This window comes from Sphingosinicella microcystinivorans (genome assembly GCF_027941835.1).
GTDB lineage: Bacteria > Pseudomonadota > Alphaproteobacteria > Sphingomonadales > Sphingomonadaceae > Sphingosinicella.
The window spans coordinates 3,118,601-3,137,314 of sequence record NZ_CP116005.1 but is presented as its reverse complement, the minus strand read 5'-3'; the positions used below and the strand labels follow the sequence as shown (position 1 = coordinate 3,137,314).

15 protein-coding genes are annotated in these 18,714 nt (G+C 69.1%); 6 read left to right on the top strand and 9 right to left on the bottom strand.

Annotation, left to right across the window (positions count from 1 at the left end):
* Nucleotides 1–40: 40 nt before the first annotated feature.
* Both PE061_RS15005 and PE061_RS15000 read right to left on the bottom strand, forming a co-directional pair.
* Entirely contained in the window at nucleotides 41–3,175 is a 3,135-nt protein-coding gene (locus PE061_RS15005) for an efflux RND transporter permease subunit (RefSeq protein WP_271256054.1), read from the bottom strand.
* Between the two features lie 25 nt (nucleotides 3,176–3,200).
* Nucleotides 3,201–4,376, bottom strand: coding sequence for an efflux RND transporter periplasmic adaptor subunit (locus PE061_RS15000; protein ID WP_271256053.1), 1,176 nt, complete (start codon nucleotides 4,374–4,376; stop codon nucleotides 3,201–3,203).
* Between the two features lie 366 nt (nucleotides 4,377–4,742).
* Between PE061_RS15000 and PE061_RS14995 the strand changes: the two genes are divergently transcribed.
* The 3 genes from PE061_RS14995 to PE061_RS14985 all read left to right on the top strand — a co-directional run bounded on the left by PE061_RS14995 (nucleotide 4,743) and on the right by PE061_RS14985 (nucleotide 6,824).
* Nucleotides 4,743–5,003, top strand: a complete 261-nt coding sequence (locus PE061_RS14995; RefSeq protein WP_271256052.1) for a GlsB/YeaQ/YmgE family stress response membrane protein — start codon at nucleotides 4,743–4,745, stop codon at nucleotides 5,001–5,003.
* Between the two features lie 99 nt (nucleotides 5,004–5,102).
* Nucleotides 5,103–5,825 carry an SIMPL domain-containing protein gene (locus PE061_RS14990; protein ID WP_271256051.1) on the top strand — a complete coding sequence of 241 codons (723 nt, stop codon included), beginning with the start codon at nucleotides 5,103–5,105 and terminating at the stop codon, nucleotides 5,823–5,825.
* A gap of 39 nt (nucleotides 5,826–5,864) precedes the next feature.
* A complete protein-coding gene (locus tag PE061_RS14985; protein WP_271256050.1) occupies nucleotides 5,865–6,824 on the top strand; it encodes an MBL fold metallo-hydrolase in 960 nt (319 codons plus the stop codon).
* A 35-nt stretch (nucleotides 6,825–6,859) separates the two neighbouring features.
* Here the strand turns inward: PE061_RS14985 and PE061_RS14980 are convergent, their stop codons facing one another.
* Both PE061_RS14980 and PE061_RS14975 read right to left on the bottom strand, forming a co-directional pair.
* Nucleotides 6,860–7,636 carry an SDR family NAD(P)-dependent oxidoreductase gene (locus PE061_RS14980; RefSeq protein ID WP_271256049.1) on the bottom strand — a complete coding sequence of 259 codons (777 nt, stop codon included), beginning with the start codon at nucleotides 7,634–7,636 and terminating at the stop codon, nucleotides 6,860–6,862.
* A 12-nt stretch (nucleotides 7,637–7,648) separates the two neighbouring features.
* Nucleotides 7,649–8,887: an acetyl-CoA C-acetyltransferase gene (locus tag PE061_RS14975; RefSeq protein WP_271256048.1), complete on the bottom strand. Its 1,239-nt coding sequence runs from the start codon at nucleotides 8,885–8,887 to the stop codon at nucleotides 7,649–7,651.
* Nucleotides 8,888–9,022: 135 nt separating this feature from the next.
* Here PE061_RS14975 and PE061_RS14970 point away from each other — a divergent pair, with 135 nt between their 5' ends.
* A complete protein-coding gene (locus PE061_RS14970) occupies nucleotides 9,023–10,564 on the top strand; it encodes a phospholipase D family protein (RefSeq protein WP_271256047.1) in 1,542 nt (513 codons plus the stop codon).
* A gap of 111 nt (nucleotides 10,565–10,675) precedes the next feature.
* Here PE061_RS14970 and PE061_RS14965 read toward each other — a convergent pair whose 3' ends face one another.
* From PE061_RS14965 to PE061_RS14945, 5 genes are all read right to left on the bottom strand, one after another.
* Complete coding sequence (locus PE061_RS14965) at nucleotides 10,676–11,788, bottom strand: S-(hydroxymethyl)glutathione dehydrogenase/class III alcohol dehydrogenase (protein ID WP_271256046.1); 1,113 nt, start codon at nucleotides 11,786–11,788, stop codon at nucleotides 10,676–10,678.
* A 118-nt stretch (nucleotides 11,789–11,906) separates the two neighbouring features.
* Nucleotides 11,907–13,313, bottom strand: coding sequence for a succinylglutamate-semialdehyde dehydrogenase (gene astD / locus PE061_RS14960; RefSeq protein ID WP_271256045.1), 1,407 nt, complete (start codon nucleotides 13,311–13,313; stop codon nucleotides 11,907–11,909).
* Nucleotides 13,310–14,311 (bottom strand): arginine N-succinyltransferase, encoded by a 1,002-nt coding sequence (locus tag PE061_RS14955; protein WP_271256044.1) that lies wholly within the window; start codon nucleotides 14,309–14,311, stop codon nucleotides 13,310–13,312. The genes astD and PE061_RS14955 overlap by 4 nt, the downstream gene beginning before the upstream one ends.
* Nucleotides 14,311–15,507, bottom strand: a complete 1,197-nt coding sequence (locus PE061_RS14950; RefSeq protein ID WP_271256043.1) for an aspartate aminotransferase family protein — start codon at nucleotides 15,505–15,507, stop codon at nucleotides 14,311–14,313. Before PE061_RS14950 ends, PE061_RS14955 begins: the two co-directional genes overlap by 1 nt.
* A gap of 53 nt (nucleotides 15,508–15,560) precedes the next feature.
* Nucleotides 15,561–16,574, bottom strand: coding sequence for a 2-oxoadipate dioxygenase/decarboxylase family protein (locus tag PE061_RS14945; RefSeq protein ID WP_271256042.1), 1,014 nt, complete (start codon nucleotides 16,572–16,574; stop codon nucleotides 15,561–15,563).
* An 88-nt stretch (nucleotides 16,575–16,662) separates the two neighbouring features.
* Between PE061_RS14945 and gcvA the strand changes: the two genes are divergently transcribed.
* Together gcvA and PE061_RS14935 are read left to right on the top strand one after the other, a co-directional pair.
* Entirely contained in the window at nucleotides 16,663–17,550 is an 888-nt protein-coding gene (gene gcvA, locus PE061_RS14940; protein ID WP_271256041.1) for a transcriptional regulator GcvA, read from the top strand.
* A 59-nt stretch (nucleotides 17,551–17,609) separates the two neighbouring features.
* Nucleotides 17,610–18,632 carry a COX15/CtaA family protein gene (locus PE061_RS14935; protein ID WP_271256040.1) on the top strand — a complete coding sequence of 341 codons (1,023 nt, stop codon included), beginning with the start codon at nucleotides 17,610–17,612 and terminating at the stop codon, nucleotides 18,630–18,632.
* Nucleotides 18,633–18,714 lie beyond the last annotated feature (82 nt).

The following is an 18,714-nucleotide window of genomic DNA, read 5'->3' as shown; positions in this document are numbered from 1 at the left end:
CGGCCGTCACCCATGTGCGTGCTGGACCGATCGCCCCGTCCTACTCGGCGGGGGCAGCGGGCGCCGCGGCCGGCTTGCCGGGATGGTCGTGGGTGAGCAGCTTGCTGAACTTCGAGCCGAGCCAGCGCTCGACGCCGTCGGCGAGGCTGAAGGCGGCCGGAACGATCACGAGCGTCAGCAGCGTCGAGAGGAGAAGGCCGCCGATCACCGTGATGCCCATCGGCGCGCGCCACGCGCCGTCGCCGGTCAGCGAAAGCGCTGTCGGCAGCATACCGGCGGCCATCGCCACCGTGGTCATCACGATCGGCTGCGCGCGCTTGTGGCCTGCGTCGATGATCGCCGTCACCTTGTCCACGCCCTTGTTCATCTCCTCGATCGCGAAATCGACGAGCAGGATCGAGTTTTTCGCAACAATGCCGAGCAACATCAAGAGGCCGATCAGCACGGGCATCGAGATCACCTGCCCGGTGAGGTGCAGCGCGAGCGCACCGCCGAGCGGCGCGAGCAGCAGCGAGCCCATGTTCACGAACGGCGGCATGACGCGCTTGTAGAGCAGCACCAGCACCGCGAACACGAGCAGGATTCCCGAAACGACGGCGACCGTGAACTGCGTGACCAACTCGTTCTGCATCTTCGATTCGCCGAACTCGATGCGCTCGACGCCCGCCGGAAGATTGCGCACCGCCGGCAGCGACAGCGCCGTCTTCAGGCCCTCGCCCTTCACATAGCCTTCGGCGAGGTCGGCGCCGACGACGATGCGGTCCCGCTGGTTGTAGCGCCTCAGGATCGACGGGCCCGCGCCGAAGCCGATGTCGGCGACGACCTTCAGCGGCACCGATCCGCCGCTCGACGTCGGCACCGGCAGGTTCTCGATCATGGTGATGTTCTTGCGCGATTCCACGGGCAGCATGACGCGGATCGGAATCTGCCTGTCCGTCAGCGAGAACTTGGCGACGTTCTGGTCGATGTCGCCGATCGTGGCGATGCGGATCGTCTCGCTGAGCGCCGCCGTGGTGATGCCGAGTTCAGCCGCGAGGTCGAAATGCGGCGAGATGACGATCTCGGGGCGCTGCAGATCACCCTCCACGCGCGGCGCGACGAACATCTTCTGCGCGCGCATCTCGCCCACGATCCTGAGCGCGGCGTCGTGCAGGAGTTCGCTGTCGTCGCCGGCGATCATCACCGTCACGTCGCGCCCGCCGCTCCAGCCGTCCATCGACTGGAAGGTGATGCGCGCGTCGGGAATCTTCTGGAGTTCCGGCGCCAGCTGCTTCTGGTACTCGATGCTCGTGCGCTTCCGCTTGTCGCGAAGCTGCGTGTAGATCATCGCGCTGCCCGGCTGCTCGATGTCGATGTAGCTGAGCTGCGTTTCCGGCTGCCTGAGCAGCAGCGCATTGGCCCTTTCGGCCAGCGCCCGCGTCTGTTCGAGCGTCGTACCCGGCACCATCTCGATCTTGAGCTGGGTCGAGTCCTGGTCGGATTCCGGCTGGAAGGTGAACGGCAGCGTCGCGAACGACACGGCCGTCAGCAGCAGCGCCAGCACGCCGATGCCCATCACCCAGACGCGGTGGTCGGCGAGGCGCCAGAAATGGCGCTTCCAGTCCTGCCGCGCGCGCACCTCGCGGGCCCGCCCGGTGTCGAGCGACCAGCGCAGCATCGCGAGGTAGCGGTCCATCATCGGGCCGTCGCCGTGGTTCTGCTCGCCCTCGGCCTTCAGGAAATAGGCGGCGATCAGGGGTGTAATCATGCGCGCGACGGCAAGGCTCATCAGCACGGCGACCACGACGGTCAGCCCGAACTGCTTGAAGAACTGTCCGGTGACGCCGCCCATCAGGCCGACCGGCAGGAACACGGCGGCGATCGCCGAGGTGGTCGCCACCACCGCCAGCCCGATCTCGTCCGCCGCGTCCATCGAGGCCTGGTAGGCGGTCTTGCCCATGCGCATGTGGCGCACGATGTTCTCGATCTCCACGATCGCATCGTCGACGAGCACGCCCGCGACGAGGCTGAGCGCGAGCAGCGACAGGCCGTTCAGCGTGAAGCCCATCATGTCCATGAACCAGAACGCCGGGATCGCCGACAGCGGAATGGCCGTGGCCGAGATCAGCATCGCCCGCCAGTCGCGCAGGAAGATGAACACCACGATCACGGCGAGCACGGCGCCTTCGATGAGCGCCGCCATCGAGGCCTCGTACTGTTGCTCGGTGTACTTCACCGTGGTGAACATCGGCGTGATCTTCACCTTGGGATATTCCGCCGCGAGCTGGTCGAGGACCTTGAGCGCATCGTCGTAGACGGCGACGTCCGACGAGCCCTTCGCCTTCGCAAGGCGAATGCTGACGACCTGCCGTCCGTCGATGAGGCCGAGGCCGCGCTGCTCGCCGTAGGAATCGCGCACGTTCGCGACATCGGAAAGCCTGAGCGTGCGGCCGCCGACGCTGAGCTGCGTCGCGCCGAGCGCCGCCGCGTCGGCGGCGTTGCCGAGCACGCGCACCGACTGCTCGGCGCCCGCGATCTCGGCGCGCCCGCCGGTGGCGTTGAGGTTGAGCTGGCGGAGCTGCTGGTTGACCTGCGCGGCGGTGATGCCCTGCGCCTGCAATTTCATCGGATCGAGCTCGACGCGGATCTCGCGGGAGACGCCGCCGCCGCGGCTCGCGACCGCCATGCCGGGCACGGAGAGCATCCGCTTCGAGGCGACGTTGTCGACGAACCACGACAGCTCCTCGAGCGTCATGTCCACGGACTGCACCGTCCAGTAGGCGAGCACGCCGTCGATGTCCTCGCGCACCACCTGCGGTTCGAGGATGCCCTGCGGCAGGTCTCCGCGCACCTTCTGCACCGCGTCGCGCACGTCGTTGACGGCGCGGTCGATCGGCGTGCCGATGTCGAACTGCACCATCGTCGTCGAAACGCCCTCGGTCACCCACGAGGTGATCTCGTCGACGCCGCTGACGTTCCGCACGGAGGCTTCCACGATCTGCGTGATCTGCGTCTTCATTTCCGAAGGCGCGGCGCCCGGCTGGGTGATGATCACCTGCGCCACCGGGAAGCTGACGTCCGGGTTGTTGTTGATGTCCATGCGGATGAAGCTGACGATGCCCGCCAGCGTCAGCGCCACGAACAGCACGATCGGCGCGACCGGGTTCCGGATCGACCAGGACGAGATATTCCGCATCGTTTCGCTTCCTGCCCGCCGTCGCCTATTTCTGCGGCTTGTGCAGAACCGGGCTGACCTTCTCGCCCGGATTGAGGAACGCGCCCGCCGACATCACGACCTGCTCCTTGCCGGAGAGGCCGCCGGAAATGGCGACGCCCGCCGACGAGACCGTGCCGACCTTGACGTCGCGGCGCTCGACCGTGCCGTCCTCTGCCACGACATACACATAGCTGCTTTCCGCATCGCCCATCACGGCGGATTCGGGCAGCAGCGGCCGGTCGGCCGTGCCGACCTCGATCCGGCCCGAGGCGAAGCCGCCGGGGCGCAGCGAACGGTCGCCGGAAAGCGCGATGCGCACCAGCCCCTGCCGGGTCTGCGGGTTGATCACCGGCTCCACCATCCAGACGCGCCCGGCGTACTCGGTGGCGGAACCGATCAGCTGCACCGTCGCCGACTGCCCGACCTCGATACCGGCGAGGTCCTGCTCGGCGACGAGGGCGCGCATCTCCATCGCGCCGTTCTGCGCCATGCGGAACACGGCGGGGCTGCCCGAGCTGACGACCTGCCCCGGCTCGACGTTGCGTTCGAGGATGAGGCCGGCCTCCGGCGCCCGGATGTCGAGCCGTCCGAGCCGCGCCTGCGCCTCGCGAAGCTGCGCGGCGGCCACGTTCACGGCGGCGTTGGCGCCGTCGCGCGTCGCGGTGCGGCGCTCGATGTCGGCCTTGGAAATGAAGCCGCGCGCCACCAGCGACTGCGCGCGGTCGAGCTCCGACTGCGCGAGCGCCGCGTCGGCGCGGGCGCGGATTACGGACGCCTGCAACTGGCTCACCTGCTGTTCGAGCACCGAACGGTCGATGCGCGCCAGCACCTGGCCTTTCTGCGCGTAGTCGCCGGCGTCGACGAGCACCGCGGTCACGGCCCCGCCCTCGCCCTGCACGCCGACCGGCATGTCGCGGCGCGCGGCGATGCTGCCCACCGCCCTGACGCTGTCCGCGACCTGCGTGGTGCCCGGCACGATGACGGTGATCGACGGGCGCCCGGCCTCCGGGTTCTCGGCGGGCGTCTCCGCGCCGCCGCCGAAGACGAGCCAGGCCGCGACCGCCGCGGCGACGAGGATCGCGGCGACGATCAGGACGCGGCGACGGCCGCCGTCGCTCCCGGCCGATGCCCATGACCGGGAAACGCTGCTCCTGAAAGAGCTATCGACGGGTTGATGCATGTTCATCGCCAGTGACTGTGCCTGTTTGTATCGCAGAGTGTGTTACCCGAATAAGTCAGTCGGCGCAAGGTCCGCATAACGCGACGGGGAAATTCGAGTCCTGCTCGGAAGGATGTAAATCGGTCGGCAATTAGCACGTTTCGGGCAGTCAAACGAGCCGGAGACCGAATATTTCAAGACACGTTGCCTAGACTCCACAGCAAGTTTCGGCTCGACAGCTATTCGATAAACGGATTTTATCATCGACGAACGCACGACAGGAGGGTGTGTTCGCGGAGAACCCGGCCGGTATCCGGCCGCCCGGGCCCACCCGCAGGAAACGTCGAGGACATCTACGGTTTTTCTGAAAACAGGAGGAGTGAGCAGATGGACTACAGTTTTCTCGGTTGGATCGTCGTCGGCCTCATCGCCGGCGCGCTTGCCAAGTGGATCATGCCGGGCAAGGACCCCGGCGGCATCATCGTCACCATCCTCATCGGCATCGCCGGCGGCCTCATCGGCGGCTATATCGGCAGCCTGATCGGCCTCGGCGGCAGCAACGGCCATCTCGTCAACATCCTCATCGCCACGGCGGGCGCGATCCTGCTGCTGTGGATCTACCGGATCATCAAGACCCGTCAGGCCTGATCCGCGACGAGGTTTCAACTCCGGTTCATATGGTGCGGCGGATAGGGCAACCTGTCCGCCGCTGATCCGTTGGGGCGGAAAAGGAAAGGAATGAAACCCATGCGCACTCAAACGCTTCTCGCCCTCGGCGCGCTCGCCGCCACCGCCGCGACCCCGGTCGCCGCACAGACGGCGCCGAGCGTCCCCGCCGAGACCCTGCTGTCGCTGACCGCGACCGGCGAGAGCACCCGCGTTCCCGATATCGCCGTCATCTCGGCGGGCGTCGTCACGCAGGCGGCCGAGGCGCGCGCCGCGCTCACCGCCAACAACAGCCAGATGACGCGCGTGGTCGCCGCCCTCAAGAAGGCCGGCATCGCCGAGCGCGACATCCAGACCTCGAACATCAACCTCAATCCGCAATACAGCTACGAGGAGCGCAAGGCGCCGCAGCTGATCGGCTATCAGGCGAACAACACCGTCACCGTGAAGCTCCGCAAGCTCGCGGGCGCAGGCGACGTGATCGACGCGCTGGTCAACGAGGGCGCCAATCAGGTGAACGGGCCGAGCTTCGGCCTCGACAAGCCCGAGGACGCGACGAACGAGGCCCGGCTCGACGCCGTGAAGAAGGCCCGCGCGCGCGCCGACCTTTATGCGGGCGCCGCGGGCCTGCGCGTGAAGCGCATCGTTTCCATCACCGAGGGCGGCGGCTGGCAGCCCCCCTACCCGATGCCCAAGGTCGCCATGATGCGCGCCGAAGCGGCGGACGCGGCCGCCGCCCCACCGGTGGAAGCCGGCGAGGTCGGCACCAACGTCACCGTCACGGTGGTCTTCGAGCTCCAGTAGAGGCTCGTCAGCCGCCCGCGTTCTGGTAGTGTCCGGTGCATGGGCCACGCACCGGACACCCGCCTTCTCGATCTCGGCAGCGGCAGCTTCGCGTATTTCCAGAAGGACGGCGGCTGGGGCTGGTCGAACGCCGGGCTCGTCACCGATGCCGGCGAGGCGCTGCTCGTCGACACGCTGTTCGACGAGGCGCTTACCGCCCGGATGCTGACGGCGATGGCGGACGCGAGCGGCCTCGCTTCCGACCGCATCGGCACCGTCGTCAACACCCACGCCAACGGCGACCACACGCACGGTAACGGACTGCTGCCCCATGCCGAGATCGTCGCCTCGGAGGCCTCCGCCGCCGAAATGGAGGCGTTCCCGCCCGCCCTGCTCGCGCAGCTCAAGGCGGGCGGCGCGGCGGGCCAGCTCGGCCTCGCGGGGCAGTATTTCGCCGAGATCTTCGCCCCGTTCGACTTTGCGGGCGTGAACACGCGCGCCCCGACGCGGACCTTCACGGGCCGCGGCACCGCCCGCGTCGGCGGCAAGACGCTCGACCTCATCGAGGTCGGCCCGGCGCACACGCGCGGCGACGTCATCGTCTGGTCGCCCGCCGACCGCACCGTCTTCACCGGCGACATCCTGTTCATCGAGGGCACGCCGATCATGTGGGAAGGGCCGGTCTCGAACTGGCTCGCCGCGTGCGACCTCATCCTCGGCCTCGACGCCGAGGCCATCGTGCCCGGCCACGGCCCGCTCGCCGAACGCGCCGCCGTCGCGGCGGTGAAGGACTATCTCGGCTGCATCGCCCGCGAGGCGCGCCTGCGCTTCGACGCGGGCCTCGGCGCCGAGGAGGCCGCGTTCGACATCGGCCTCGGCCGCTTCGCGGGCTGGCGCGACGCCGAGCGGCTCGCGGTGAACGTCGACACGCTCTACCGCGAGTTTTCAGGCACGCACGACGCGCCGAACGCGCTCGCCCTCTTCGAACGGATGGCGAAGCTCTATTACGACCGGCGCTAGGGCCGCCGCGAAACGATGTGCGTCCCCAAAACGCCTCAAACGGCGGTGACGCCGCCGTCGATCACGAAGCCCTGCCCGCTGGCGAAGCCGCCCGCCTTCGCGGCGAGGAACACCGCCATGCCCGCGATCTCGTCCGGCTCGCCGATGCGCTTCAATGTCGAATGGGCGGTGGACTGCTTCAGGATCTCCGGGTTGTCCCACAGCGCCTTGGCGAAATCAGTCCTGATGAGGCCGGGGCAGATCGCGTTCACGCGCACGTTGTCGGGTCCGTACTCGGCGGCGTAGTTGCGCACGAGCTGGATGTCGGCCGCCTTCGAGATGTTGTAGGCGCCGATCACCGTCGAGGCCTTGAGGCCGCCGATCGACGAGATGACGATGATCGCCCCGTCCTTGCGCGCGGCCATCTGCGGCGCCGCCATCCGGATCAGCCAGTGGTTCGAGACGATGTTGTTGTGCAGGATCTTGGTGAACTGCTCGTCCGGGATGTCCGCCATCGGCCCGAAATAAGGGTTGGAGGCGGCATTGCAGACGAGGATGTCGATCTTGCCGAGCTTCGCCGTGGCGCCGTCGATCAGCGCCTGAAGCTCTTCCTTCGCGGAGATGTTCGCGGGGATCGCGATCGCCGCCTCGCGGCCCACGGCGGCGTTGATCTCCGCCACCGCCGCATCGCACGCCTCCTGCTTGCGGCTGGAGACGACGACGTTCGCGCCGTGCTCCGCCATGCGGTGCGCGATCGCCTTGCCGATGCCGCGCGAGGAGCCGGTGATGACGGCGACCTTGCCGGTCAGGTCAAAGAGTTCGGGTATGCCCATGATGCCTCTCCCTCAGACGCGCTCGATGATGATCGCGGGCGCCATGCCGCCCGCCGCGCACATGGTGACGAGGCCGCGCCGGAGGTCGCGCCGCTCCAGCTCGTCGAGCAGCGTGCCGATCAGGATCGAGCCCGTCGCGCCGATCGGGTGGCCGAGCGCCATCGCGCCGCCGTTGACGTTCACCTTGTCGCGGTCGAGCTTCAGGTCGCGGATGAACTTCTCGGCGACCACGGCGAACGCCTCGTTGATCTCGAAAAGGTCGATGTCGTCGACGCCGAGCCCCGCCTTGTCCAGCACCTTCCGCGCGGCCGGAACCGGGGCGTTCAGCATCAGCGTCGGGGAATCGCCCATGTTCGCCATCGCCACCACCTTCGCGCGCGGCTTCAGCCCCCGCTTCGCCGCGTAGGACGGCGAGGCGAGCAGCAGCGCCGCCGAGCCGTCGACGACGCCCGAGGAGTTGCCCGCGTGGTGGACATGCTCGATCTCGAGGTCCGGGTAGGCCTGTTTCACGAGGCTGCGATAGGTCAGCCCCGCGTCGTCGAGCGGCATGTCGATCAGCCGCGTGAACGCGGGCTGGAGCTGCGACAGGCTTTCGAGCGTCGTGCCGGGGCGCGGGAACTCTTCCCGGTCGAGCGCGAGGCTGCCGTCCTCGCGGTACACCGGCACGAGGCTCCTGTCGAAGTGCCCACCCGCGATGGCGGCGGCAGCGCGCTCCTGGCTGACGACAGCAAGCGTATCGAGGTCGCGGCGGCTGATGCCCTCCAGCGTCGCGATCACGTCCGCGCACACGCCCTGATGCGGCTGCGGGTGCCGGTCGCGCAGGCGCCGGTTGCCCCTGTCCATCGTGCGCGGCGCGTCGGCGGAGATGCCCTGCCCCGTCTGCGACATCATCTCGGTGCCGCCCGCGATCACGCAGTCCTCCATGCCTGACATGATCGAGGCCGCCGCCATGCTCACCGTGGTGATGCCGGAGCCGCAGAAGCGGTCGAGCGTGACGGCCGACGAGCGGACATCGTAGCCCGCGTCGAGCGCGGACATGCGGCCGAGGTCGCCCGCCGCCGGGCCGGTCTGCGAGCTGGTGCCCCAGATGATGTCGTCGACCTCGGCGGTGTCGAGGTCGTTCCGCTCGGCGATCGCCTTCAGCACCGTCGCGCCCACCTGCTGCGGGTGGATGTCGGCCAGCGATCCCTTGCCGACCTTTCCGATCCCGCGCGGGGTCCTGACTGCATCAATGATCAGCGCTTCCGGCATGTCCGTCTCCTTTTGTCTTTCCGCGACGCTCTAGAGGAAAGCGCGGGCGCAGGGATACCGCTTCAAACTCACAGCCTGTTTGCATCCCTCCATACTTTGGGCCACGCTCTCGCGTTCGAGACGCTGGGAGAGATCGTGCGCCGGTTCAGACACTTGCCGCCCCTCGAGCCGCGAACGCCGAGCGCGGCGCTGTCCGGCACCGGGGGCACGCGGCTCGGGCGCAGCATCGAGCAGGAGGCCGCCGCGCGGCCGGGCCTTTCGGGCATCCACCTCCTCGCCGACGCGCATCAGGCCTTCGCCTCGCGCATCCTCCTCGCCCGCGCCGCGGAGCGCAGCCTCGACGTGCAATACTACATCTGGCGCGGCGACCTCTCGGGGATGCTGGTGCTGGAGGCGTTGCGCGAGGCGGCGGACCGGGGCGTGCGCGTGCGGCTGCTGCTCGACGACAACGGCATCGCCGGGCTCGACGACCTGCTCGCCGCGCTCGACATCCATCCGATGATCGAGGTGCGGCTGTTCAACCCGTTCTTCGTCCGCCATCCCAAGGCGCTCGGTTACCTCACCGATTTCCGGCGCCTCAACCGGCGGATGCACAACAAGAGCTTCACCGCCGACAACCAGGCGACGATCATCGGCGGCCGCAACATCGGCGACGAGTATTTCGCCGCGCGCGACGGCGACCTGTTCGCCGACCTCGACGTGCTCGCCATCGGCGCGGTGGTGAGCGACGTCTCGCACGATTTCGACCGCTACTGGAACTGCGCCTCGGCATGGCCCGCGACGCGCGTGCTGCCGGTGGTCGGCATCGAGCAGCTCGAGGCGCTGGCGCGGCGCTCGGGCGCCGTGCGCGCCGATCCGCGGGCGCACACCTACGTGGAAACCGTGCGCTCCATGCCCTTCATTTCGGACATGCTGGACGGCTCGCTGCCGTTCATCTGGGCGCCGGTGCGGATGGTAAGCGACGATCCGGCGAAGGTGCTCGACAAGGCGAGGCCCGGCACGTCGCTCAGCGAGCAGCTTCAGGAGGCGATCGGCCGCCCCTCGCGCGAAATAGGGCTCGTTTCCGCCTATTTCGTGCCCACCGCCGCCGGCGTCGACGCCTTCGCGGCGCTCGCGCGCGAGGACATCAAGGTGAACGTGCTGACGAACGCGCTCGAATCCACCGATGTCGCCATCGTCCACGCGGGCTACGCCAAGCGCAGGAAGGCGCTGATCCGCGCCGGGGTCCGCCTGTTCGAGATGCGCCGCCCGCGCGTGGACACGGGCCGCAAACGCCGCTTGCCCCTCGGCGTCGGCGGCTCGGGCGCCAGGTCCGTCACCGGCTCGATCCTCCGGTCCAGCGGCTCGATGCTGCACGCCAAGACCTTCACGGTGGACCGGCAGCGCCTGTTCATCGGCTCGTTCAACTTCGATCCGCGCTCGGTCGCGCTCAACACCGAGCTCGGTTTCGTCATCGAAAGCCCGGAGCTTGCCGCCGACGTGCAGGAGGCGTTCGAAAGCGTGATCCCGATGAGCGCCTACGAGGTGACGCTCAGCGACAGGGGCCGCCTGCGCTGGATCGAGCGCGAGGACGACGGGGACGAGATCGAGATCCACGACGTCGAGCCCGGCACGACGCTGCTGCAACGCCTCGCCATCCGCGTCCTGTCGCGCCTCCCGATCGAGTGGCTGCTCTAACAGTAAAGCCCCTCCTCTTCAGGGGGAGGGGCAGTTCCGGTTGTCCGACGTCGCGTATGAGGATGCGTCCCACCCCCCGGCCCCTCCCCTGAAGAGGGAGGGGTGAGAAGCTCAGTATACTACCACTGACCGGATGGACTTGCCTTCGTGCATGAGGTCGAAGCCCTTGTTGATCTCCTCGAGCGTCAGCACGTGGGTGATCATCGGGTCGATGGCGATCTTGCCGTTCATGTACCAGTCGATGATCTTCGGCACGTCGGTGCGGCCCTTGGCGCCGCCGAACGCCGTGCCCTTCCACACCCGGCCCGTGACGAGCTGGAACGGGCGCGTCGAGATTTCCTTGCCCGCCTCGGCGACGCCGATGATGATGCTCTCGCCCCAGCCGCGATGGCAGCATTCGAGCGCGGTCCGCATCACTTCGGTGTTGCCCGTCGCGTCGAAGCTGTAGTCCGCGCCGCCGTCGGTGATCTCGAGGATCTTCGCGATCGTCTCGTCGCGCGACAGGCCCTTCGAGTTGACGAAGTGCGTCATGCCGAACTTGCGGCCCCACTCTTCCCGGTCCGGGTTGATGTCGACGCCGACGATCTTGTCCGCGCCCACCATCTTCGCACCTTGAATGACATTGAGCCCGATCCCGCCGAGGCCGAAGATGACGACGTTCTCGCCCGCCTGCACCTTCGCCGTGTTCACCACCGCGCCGACGCCCGTCGTCACGCCGCAGCCGACATAGCAGCTCGTCTGGAACGGCGCGTCCTCGCGGATCTTCGCCACCGCGATCTCCGGCAGCACCGTGAAGTTCGAGAAGGTCGAGCAGCCCATGTAGTGATAGATCGGCCGGCCCTTGTAGGAGAAGCGCGTCGTGCCGTCCGGCATCAGCCCCTTGCCCTGCGTGGCGCGGATCGCCGTGCAGAGGTTGGTCTTGCCCGAAAGGCAGCTTTTGCACTGGCGGCATTCCGGCGTGTAGAGCGGGATCACGTGGTCGCCCGGCTTCACGGACGTGACGCCCTGCCCCACCTCGCGCACGATGCCCGCGCCCTCGTGGCCGAGAACGCTCGGGAACAGCCCCTCGCTGTCGAAGCCGTCGAGCGTGTAGGCGTCCGTGTGGCAGATACCCGTCGCCATGATCTCGACCAGCACCTCGCCCGCCTTCGGGCCTTCGAGGTCGAGTTCAATGATCTCCAGCGGTTTCTTCGCCTCGAATGCAACAGCCGCGCGCGTCTTCATGAATCACCCCTCCGTCAGCGAAATTGGTCACCCGTCTAGAGCCTGATCGTTTCGGATGGAAGCGTCCACGCTTTCATCCGAAACGTGAATCAGTCTCTATTCAAAAGCTTAGCCCCCATCAGGGGGCTAATCCGGGAACCTCCACCGCGCCAACCCCTTCCGCCTCGAAACTGGCGATCGGGTACGCGCAATAGTCCGCTGCGTAATACGCGCTTGGGCGATGATTTCCAGAGGCGCCGAGCCCGCCGAACGGCATATTGGCCGCCGCGCCCGTCGTCGGCCGGTTGCGGTTGACGACGCCCGCGCGGCTTTCCTCGACGAAGCGCGCCCAGAGCGCCGGGTCCTCGCTGATGAGCCCCGCCGAAAGCCCGAACACCGTGGCGTTCGCCGCGCGCATCGCCGCGTCGAAGTCCGGCACGCGGATCACCTGCACCACCGGCGCGAAGATCTCGGCATCGGGCACATCGATCCCGGTCACGTCGAGGATCGCGGGCGTCACGAACGCCGCCGGCCGCCCCGCGATGCCTTCGAACGGCCGAATCACCTTCGCCCCGCGCGAGACGATACCGTCCGCCGCCGTGCGCGCGCCCAGCGCGGCCGCGTCGGAGACCAGCGGCCCCATGAACGCGCTGCCCGGCTCGTCCCACGCCGCGACGCGGAGCCGCCCGGCCATCGCGTCCACCGCCTCCACGATCGCGTCGCCGACCCTGCCCTCGGGCACGATCAGCCGCCGCGCGCACGAACAGCGCTGGCCGGTGGTGACGAACGATGACTGCACGATGATCGACGCCGCGGCCTCCGGCGAATCCCATGCCACGAGCGGATTGTTGCCGCCGAGCTCCAGCGCGAGGATCACGTGCGGCCGGTCGACGAGCGCCCGCCTCAGCGCCGCGCCCGCACCCGCCGAGCCGGTGAACAGCAGCCCGTCGATGTCGCCCGCGACCAGCGCCTCGCCGGTCGCCCGCGCGCCCTGCACGAGATTGAGCACGCCCTCCGGCAGCCCCGCTTCCGCCCACGCCGCCGCCATCGCCTCACCGATGGCGGGCGCGATCTCGGAGGGTTTGAAGACAACCGTGTTGCCCGCGATCAGCGCCGGGACGATGTGCCCGTTCGGCAGGTGGCCGGGGAAGTTGTACGGCCCCAGCACGGCCATCACGCCGTGGCCGCGATGCCGCAGCACGGCGCGGCCGAACGGCATGTCCGCCGCCCGCTCGCCGGTGCGCTCGGTAAAGGCGCGGATCGACACCTCGACCTTGCCGATCATCGAGCCGATCTCGGCCTCGGTCTCCCAGAGCAGCTTGCCTGTCTCGCGGGAGATCAGCCGCGAAAGCTCCGCCTTGCGGCTACCCAGCACCTCGGCATAGCGCCGCGCGAGCGCGATGCGTTCGTCCGCCGGGCGCGACCGCCACGCCCCGAGCGCCGCCCGCGCCTTCGCGATGGCGGCATTGCAATCATCCGCGCCCGCGGCGGCGCCTTCCCAGACGGTGTCGCCCGTGGCCGGGTCGATCGAGCGGAACGTCGTCATGCCGATACCCTCACGGGCTCGCCGCTTTGCAGCTTCAGCGCGTCGGCGGCCTCCTTGCCGATGGTCACATTGGTCTCGCCGACGCGCGCCGACGCGCGCACCGAGCGGAAGCTCTCGATCTGGACCGTCGAGAGCAGCGCCTGCGCCTCGCCCGGATCGCCGATCTCCAGCCTGAGCGTGCGCGTCGCGCGGATCGTCGCCACCTCGCCCGCCGGGCAGGTCATCGTCGGCCCGCCGTCGAAGATGTCGATGAGGCCGGAGCGCTCGAAACCTTCCTTCTCGAGCAGCGTCAGCGCCGGTTCGCCGTCGCGGTGCACGCGGCCGATCGCCTCGCGCGCGTCCTTGTCGATGAGGTCGACGTAGATCGGGTGCCTTGGCGCGAGGTCGAGGATGAACTGCCCGTCGGTGGACATCACCATGCGGTCCGCCTCCTCGAACGGCAGGCGGAAGAACTTGGAGGCGACCCCCTCCCAGAACGGCGACTTGCCGTTCTCGTCGAACCAGCCGCGCAGCTCCGCCATGATCGTGTGCGAGAAGCGCGTCGGCTCGGCGCCGATCAGCATGTAGCGCGAGCGCGCGAGCAGGCTGCCCGCGCCGCCGCTGCGCCGCTCGGGCCGCAGGAACAGCGATCCCACCTCGGTCCAGCCGCCGCATTCGTTCACCAGCACCAGCGCCTGGTGGTCGAAGCGCGTGCCGATGGCCGACGAGTATTGCGCGAGCGTCATCACGCGGAACGAGAAGTGCGGGCGTTTCAGCCCCACGGCCGCGCGCACGCCTGCCAGCCCCTCGACACGGCCCGTCTCCGTGTCCTCCAGCATGATCGTGTACCACGCCTCGGCGGGCGCCACTGCGCCGGTGAAGCTCGCCTCGGCGAGTTCGAGGCGCGCGGACAGCGTCGCCTCGTCCTCGGGCAGGCTGGTGAACCCGCGGCCCGAAAGCACCGCGAGTTCCATCAACACGTCGAGATCGGCCGGCCGCGCCGGCCGGATCACCAGCATCAGGCCGCCTTGGCGAGGCGCGTCCGCGCGTCGGCGAACGCGGAATCGAGGCGTTTCACGGCCTCTGCCACCTCGTCGTGGCTGAGGATCAGCGGCGGCAGCAGGCGCACGCAGTTCTCGCCGCCGCCCGCCACGAGGATGCCGTGGTCGCGCGCCAGCGCCATGAACTCGCGGTTGTTGGGCACGAGCTTCAAACCGATCAGCAGCCCCTTGCCGCGCACGTCGACGATGAGGTCGCCGTGCTTGTCCTTGAGCGCCGTCAGCCGCTCGACGAAATCCGCCGCGATCGCCCGGGCGTGCGCCAGCGTCTCTTCCTTCGCGATCTCGTCGAACGCCGCGATGCCCACCGCCATCGCCAGCGGGTTGCCGCCGAAGGTGGAGCCGTGCGTGCCGACGACCATGCCCTTCGCCGCTTCGGTCGTGGCGAGGAACGCGCCGATCGGGAACCCGCCGCCGAGCGCCTTGGCGATCGCCATGATATCCGGCTCGACGCCCTCGAACCACTGGTGCGCGAACAGCTTGCCGGTGCGCCCCATGCCGCTCTGCACCTCGTCGTAGATGAGGAGCACGCCGTGCTGCGTACAGAGGTCGCGCACGCGCTTCAGCCATTCGCCGGAGAGCGCCCGCGCGCCGCCCTCGCCCTGCACCGGCTCGACGATCACCGCCGCCGTGGTCGGGCGCGCGATCGCCTCGGCGATGCCCGCCTCGTCGTCGATCGTCAGCTGCACATAGCCCGGAAGCCGCGGACCGAAGCCGTCGAGGTACGCGGCGTTGCCCGATGCGTTCACCGCCGCATAGGTGCGGCCGTGGAACGAGCCCGCGAAGCCGATCACGTCCACGCGCTCCGGCGACCCGTTCACATGGTGATAGCGCCGCGCCGTCTTCAGCGCGCCCTCGATCGCCTCGGAGCCGGAATTGCCGAAGAACACCACGTCCGCGAAGGTCGCGTCGATCAGGCGCTTCGCCAGCGCCTCCTGCCCCGGAATGCGGAAGATGTTGGAGACGTGCCACAGCTTCTTCGCCTGCGTGTCCAGCGCCGCGACCAGCTTCGGGTGCGCGTGGCCGAGCGCGTCGGTGGCGATGCCCATCACGCAGTCGAGCCAGCGGTTGCCGTCCGTATCATAGAGCCACGTCCCCTCGCCGCGATCGACGACGAGCGGCGCCCGGCTGTAAACCCCAAGCAAATTGTCGGACATGGTCTTCTCCTTGGAAAATGCGTTCGGCGAACCGTTCGGCGCTGCTTACCGCGTTACGCGGCGCGCGTCATCGCGAAGATGCCGGTGGCGTTGCCGCTGTCGAAGCGGAGGTCGAGGCGGTCGGTGGCGGGGTCGATGTCGCGCGTGATGAACTCGTAGAACGAGCCCGGTACGGTGCGGCGCACGCCGCCCACGAACTTGCGCTCGAACGTATCGGCGCGGAACGCCGTCTGCCGCACGCGGCCGCTGCCCGAGACCTCCACCGTGTCCTTCATCGGCCGCCCTTCCGCCTTCAGCCGCGCGGCCAGCGCATCGACATCGGCGACGCGGTCGGTGGCGTGGTTGAAGGCGTTGCCCTCGGTCGCGATCCACGCCGCCTCACCGGAGCGGGCGAGCAGCGCCTCGTAGTCGCCGAGCGACACGGGATCGTGGTGGCAGCCGAACGCCGCGACGATCGCGGGCAGCGCCACCACGGCGTCCGGGTACGGCACGCTACCGTCCGCCGCGAACGCCGCGAGCACGTCCTGCGCGTCGGCGTTCAGCGGGTCGCGCGTCGTGCCGAACACGCGCTCGGCGACGCGCACGAAACCCTCGTCGAAGCGCTCGACGTGAAGCTCGCTCACGAAGAACTGCGGGATCGCCCCCGGCGCGTCGCGGTGGCAATAGGCGCGTCCCGTCATGCGCAGCGCGGGCAGCGGGTAGGTGTCCGCCGCGCGGTAGCCGAGCGGCTCGAGGATGCGCTGGAACGCGTCCTGCCCGGCGGGGAGCGCGCCGGTCGGGCCTTCGCGGAAACGGATGGTGCGCAGCGCGCCGTGGTCGAAGGTGATGCGCTCGCCGCGCGCCACCGTGTCGGCCACGTAGGCCGCGCCGCTCGGCACGCGCTTCAGCAGGTCGTCGAACAGCAGCACATTGAGCGCCATCGCGAACGCCGCGCGCGAGACCGTCTCGCCGGTTTCGGCGAGCAGCGCCGCGTCGATGGCGAGCGCACCGAGCGCCTTCGCGCCCGCCTGCGGCCCCAGCGTGTCGATGACCAGATGCCCGATCGTGCCTACATTCGTATTCGACATGAAAAGACTCCTCGCGTTCCGGCACCGATTGTCAGGAAATTCGGAATATGGCAAACGACGACCCATCATCTGTAAATGATGGTATGGAATGAGTGAACGCCGCCACCTGCCGCCGATCGGGGCGCTTGCCAGCTTTGCCGCCGCCGCGCGGCACGGCAGCTTCTCGCGCGCCGGCGACGAGGTCGGCCTCACGCAAAGCGCCGTCAGCCGCCAGATCGCGCTGCTGGAGGACTGGCTGCAAACGCCGCTGTTCGACCGCGCGGGCCGCCGCGTGGCGCTCAACGCCGACGGCCGCGCCTACGCCGACGAGATCGCGCCCGCGCTCGACCGCATCCGCCGCGCCACCGCCCGCCTCGCCGCGAAGCGGCCCGAGAACGCCCTCAGCATCGCCACGCTGCCGAGCTTCGGGATGCGCTGGCTCGCGCCGCGCCTGCCGCGCTTCACCGCCGAGCATCCCGATCTCGTCGTCAACTTCGCCGCGCGCTCGGACACGTTCGATTTCGCCGAGGAGGATTTCGACGCCGCGATCCATTTCGGCCTGCCGGACTGGCCGGGCGTCGTGCACGATTTCCTGTTCCGCGAGGCGGCGATACCCGTCTGCGCGCCGGCGTGGCTCGCCGCGAACCCGCTCGCCGCGCCCGCCGACCTCATCGGCAAGCCGCTGCTGTTCCAGACCTCGCGCAAGGACGCGTGGGCGCGCTGGTTCCGGCTCGCGGGCGTCGCGGCGGGGCCGATCACCCGCGGCCCGACCTTCGAGCATTTCCTGATGCTGGCGCAAGCCGCCGCCGCGGGCGTCGGCATCGCGCTCATCCCCAGCTTCCTCATCGAGCCCGAGCTTGCAGCCGGAACGCTCGTCTCGCCCTTCGACCTGCCGCTCTCGCGGGACGACGCCTATTATCTCGTCTATCCCGAAACCGGCGGCAGCGAAGCCCTCGCCCGCTTCCGCGACTGGGTGGTGCGGGAAGCGGCGGCGTAGACACGCCGCGACCGAATGGCCGCTTGGCCTGCGCCTCACCTTGGCCTAATCGGCAGCGCATGGTTTCCGCTGCCCGCCCCCGTGCCGTCGCGCTCTGGCTCTATGTCGTCGCCGCGCTCGTCTTCGCGATGGTCGTCGTCGGCGGCATCACGCGGCTCACCGAATCCGGCCTGTCGATGGTGCGGTGGGAGCCGATCTCGGGCGTCGTCCCGCCCTTGAACGACGCGGAATGGCACGCCGAGTTCGAAGCCTACAAGGCCTATCCGGAATACCGGAAGGTGAACCGGGGCATGTCGCTCGACGAATTCAAGGCCATCTTCTTCTGGGAGTATCTGCACCGCGTGCTCGGCCGCTTCATCGGCCTCGCCTTCGCGCTGCCGCTCGCGTGGTTCTGGGCGCGCCGGATGATCCCGGAGGGCTACAAGCCGCGCCTGCTCGCCCTCCTCGCGCTCGGCGGGCTGCAAGGCGCGATCGGCTGGTGGATGGTCGCCTCCGGCCTCGTCGACCGGCCCGACGTCGCGCACGACCGGCTCGCCGTGCACCTCGGCACGGCGCTCGTCATCCTCGGCGGCCTCGTCTGGACGGCGCGCGACCTGATGGCGCACCACCGGCGCGAGGGCCGCTCCCGGCTCACGGTCTTCAGCGCGCTCGCGCTGCTGGCGCTGGCGGTCCAGATCGTGCTCGGCGCCTTCGTCGCGGGCCTCAACGCGGGGCACGCCTTCGCCGAATGGCCGCTGATGGGCGGGCGCTTCTTCCCCGAGGGCGCCCAGTGGCTGGAGCCGATGTGGCGCAACGCCGTCGACAACCCGGTCGTCGTGCAGTGGGTGCATCGCTGGTGGGCGTGGATCGCCGCCGCGATGCTCGTCATCCTGTCCGTCCGCACGTCGCGCGAGAGCGGCGGCGGCGCGCCGCGCTTCGTGCTGCTGCTGCTCACCGCGCAGATCATCCTCGGCATCGCCACGCTGCTCACCGGCGTCGCCCTCCACGTCGCCGTCGCGCATCAGGCCGTCGCCGCGCTCCTGGTGTGGGCGGCGGTCGCCTGCGCGCACGGCCTCGGCCGGCCGGGATACCGGATGCGCTGAAAAGCCCATGAAAACACGGGCGAATTCCGCTGAACACCATGATACCCCACGCCTAAGCGCCTATTTCGCTTGACGCTTTCGG

Coding starts and splice junctions, on each gene's coding strand:
- PE061_RS14995 (WP_271256052.1), top strand. CDS start 4,743: ATGGACTACAGTTTTCTCGGTTGGATCGTCGTCGGCCTCATCGCCGGC.
- PE061_RS14945 (WP_271256042.1), bottom strand. CDS start 16,574: ATGTCGAATACGAATGTAGGCACGATCGGGCATCTGGTCATCGACACG.
- PE061_RS14965 (WP_271256046.1), bottom strand. CDS start 11,788: ATGAAGACGCGCGCGGCTGTTGCATTCGAGGCGAAGAAACCGCTGGAG.
- PE061_RS14975 (WP_271256048.1), bottom strand. CDS start 8,887: ATGCCGGAAGCGCTGATCATTGATGCAGTCAGGACCCCGCGCGGGATC.
- PE061_RS14985 (WP_271256050.1), top strand. CDS start 5,865: ATGGGCCACGCACCGGACACCCGCCTTCTCGATCTCGGCAGCGGCAGC.
- gcvA (WP_271256041.1), top strand. CDS start 16,663: ATGAGTGAACGCCGCCACCTGCCGCCGATCGGGGCGCTTGCCAGCTTT.
- astD (WP_271256045.1), bottom strand. CDS start 13,313: ATGACGACGTTCCGCTCGATCGACCCGGCCACGGGCGACACCGTCTGG.
- PE061_RS14990 (WP_271256051.1), top strand. CDS start 5,103: ATGCGCACTCAAACGCTTCTCGCCCTCGGCGCGCTCGCCGCCACCGCC.
- PE061_RS14935 (WP_271256040.1), top strand. CDS start 17,610: ATGGTTTCCGCTGCCCGCCCCCGTGCCGTCGCGCTCTGGCTCTATGTC.
- PE061_RS14950 (WP_271256043.1), bottom strand. CDS start 15,507: ATGTCCGACAATTTGCTTGGGGTTTACAGCCGGGCGCCGCTCGTCGTC.
- PE061_RS14955 (WP_271256044.1), bottom strand. CDS start 14,311: ATGCTGGTGATCCGGCCGGCGCGGCCGGCCGATCTCGACGTGTTGATG.
- PE061_RS14980 (WP_271256049.1), bottom strand. CDS start 7,636: ATGGGCATACCCGAACTCTTTGACCTGACCGGCAAGGTCGCCGTCATC.
- PE061_RS15000 (WP_271256053.1), bottom strand. CDS start 4,376: ATGCATCAACCCGTCGATAGCTCTTTCAGGAGCAGCGTTTCCCGGTCA.
- PE061_RS15005 (WP_271256054.1), bottom strand. CDS start 3,175: ATGCGGAATATCTCGTCCTGGTCGATCCGGAACCCGGTCGCGCCGATC.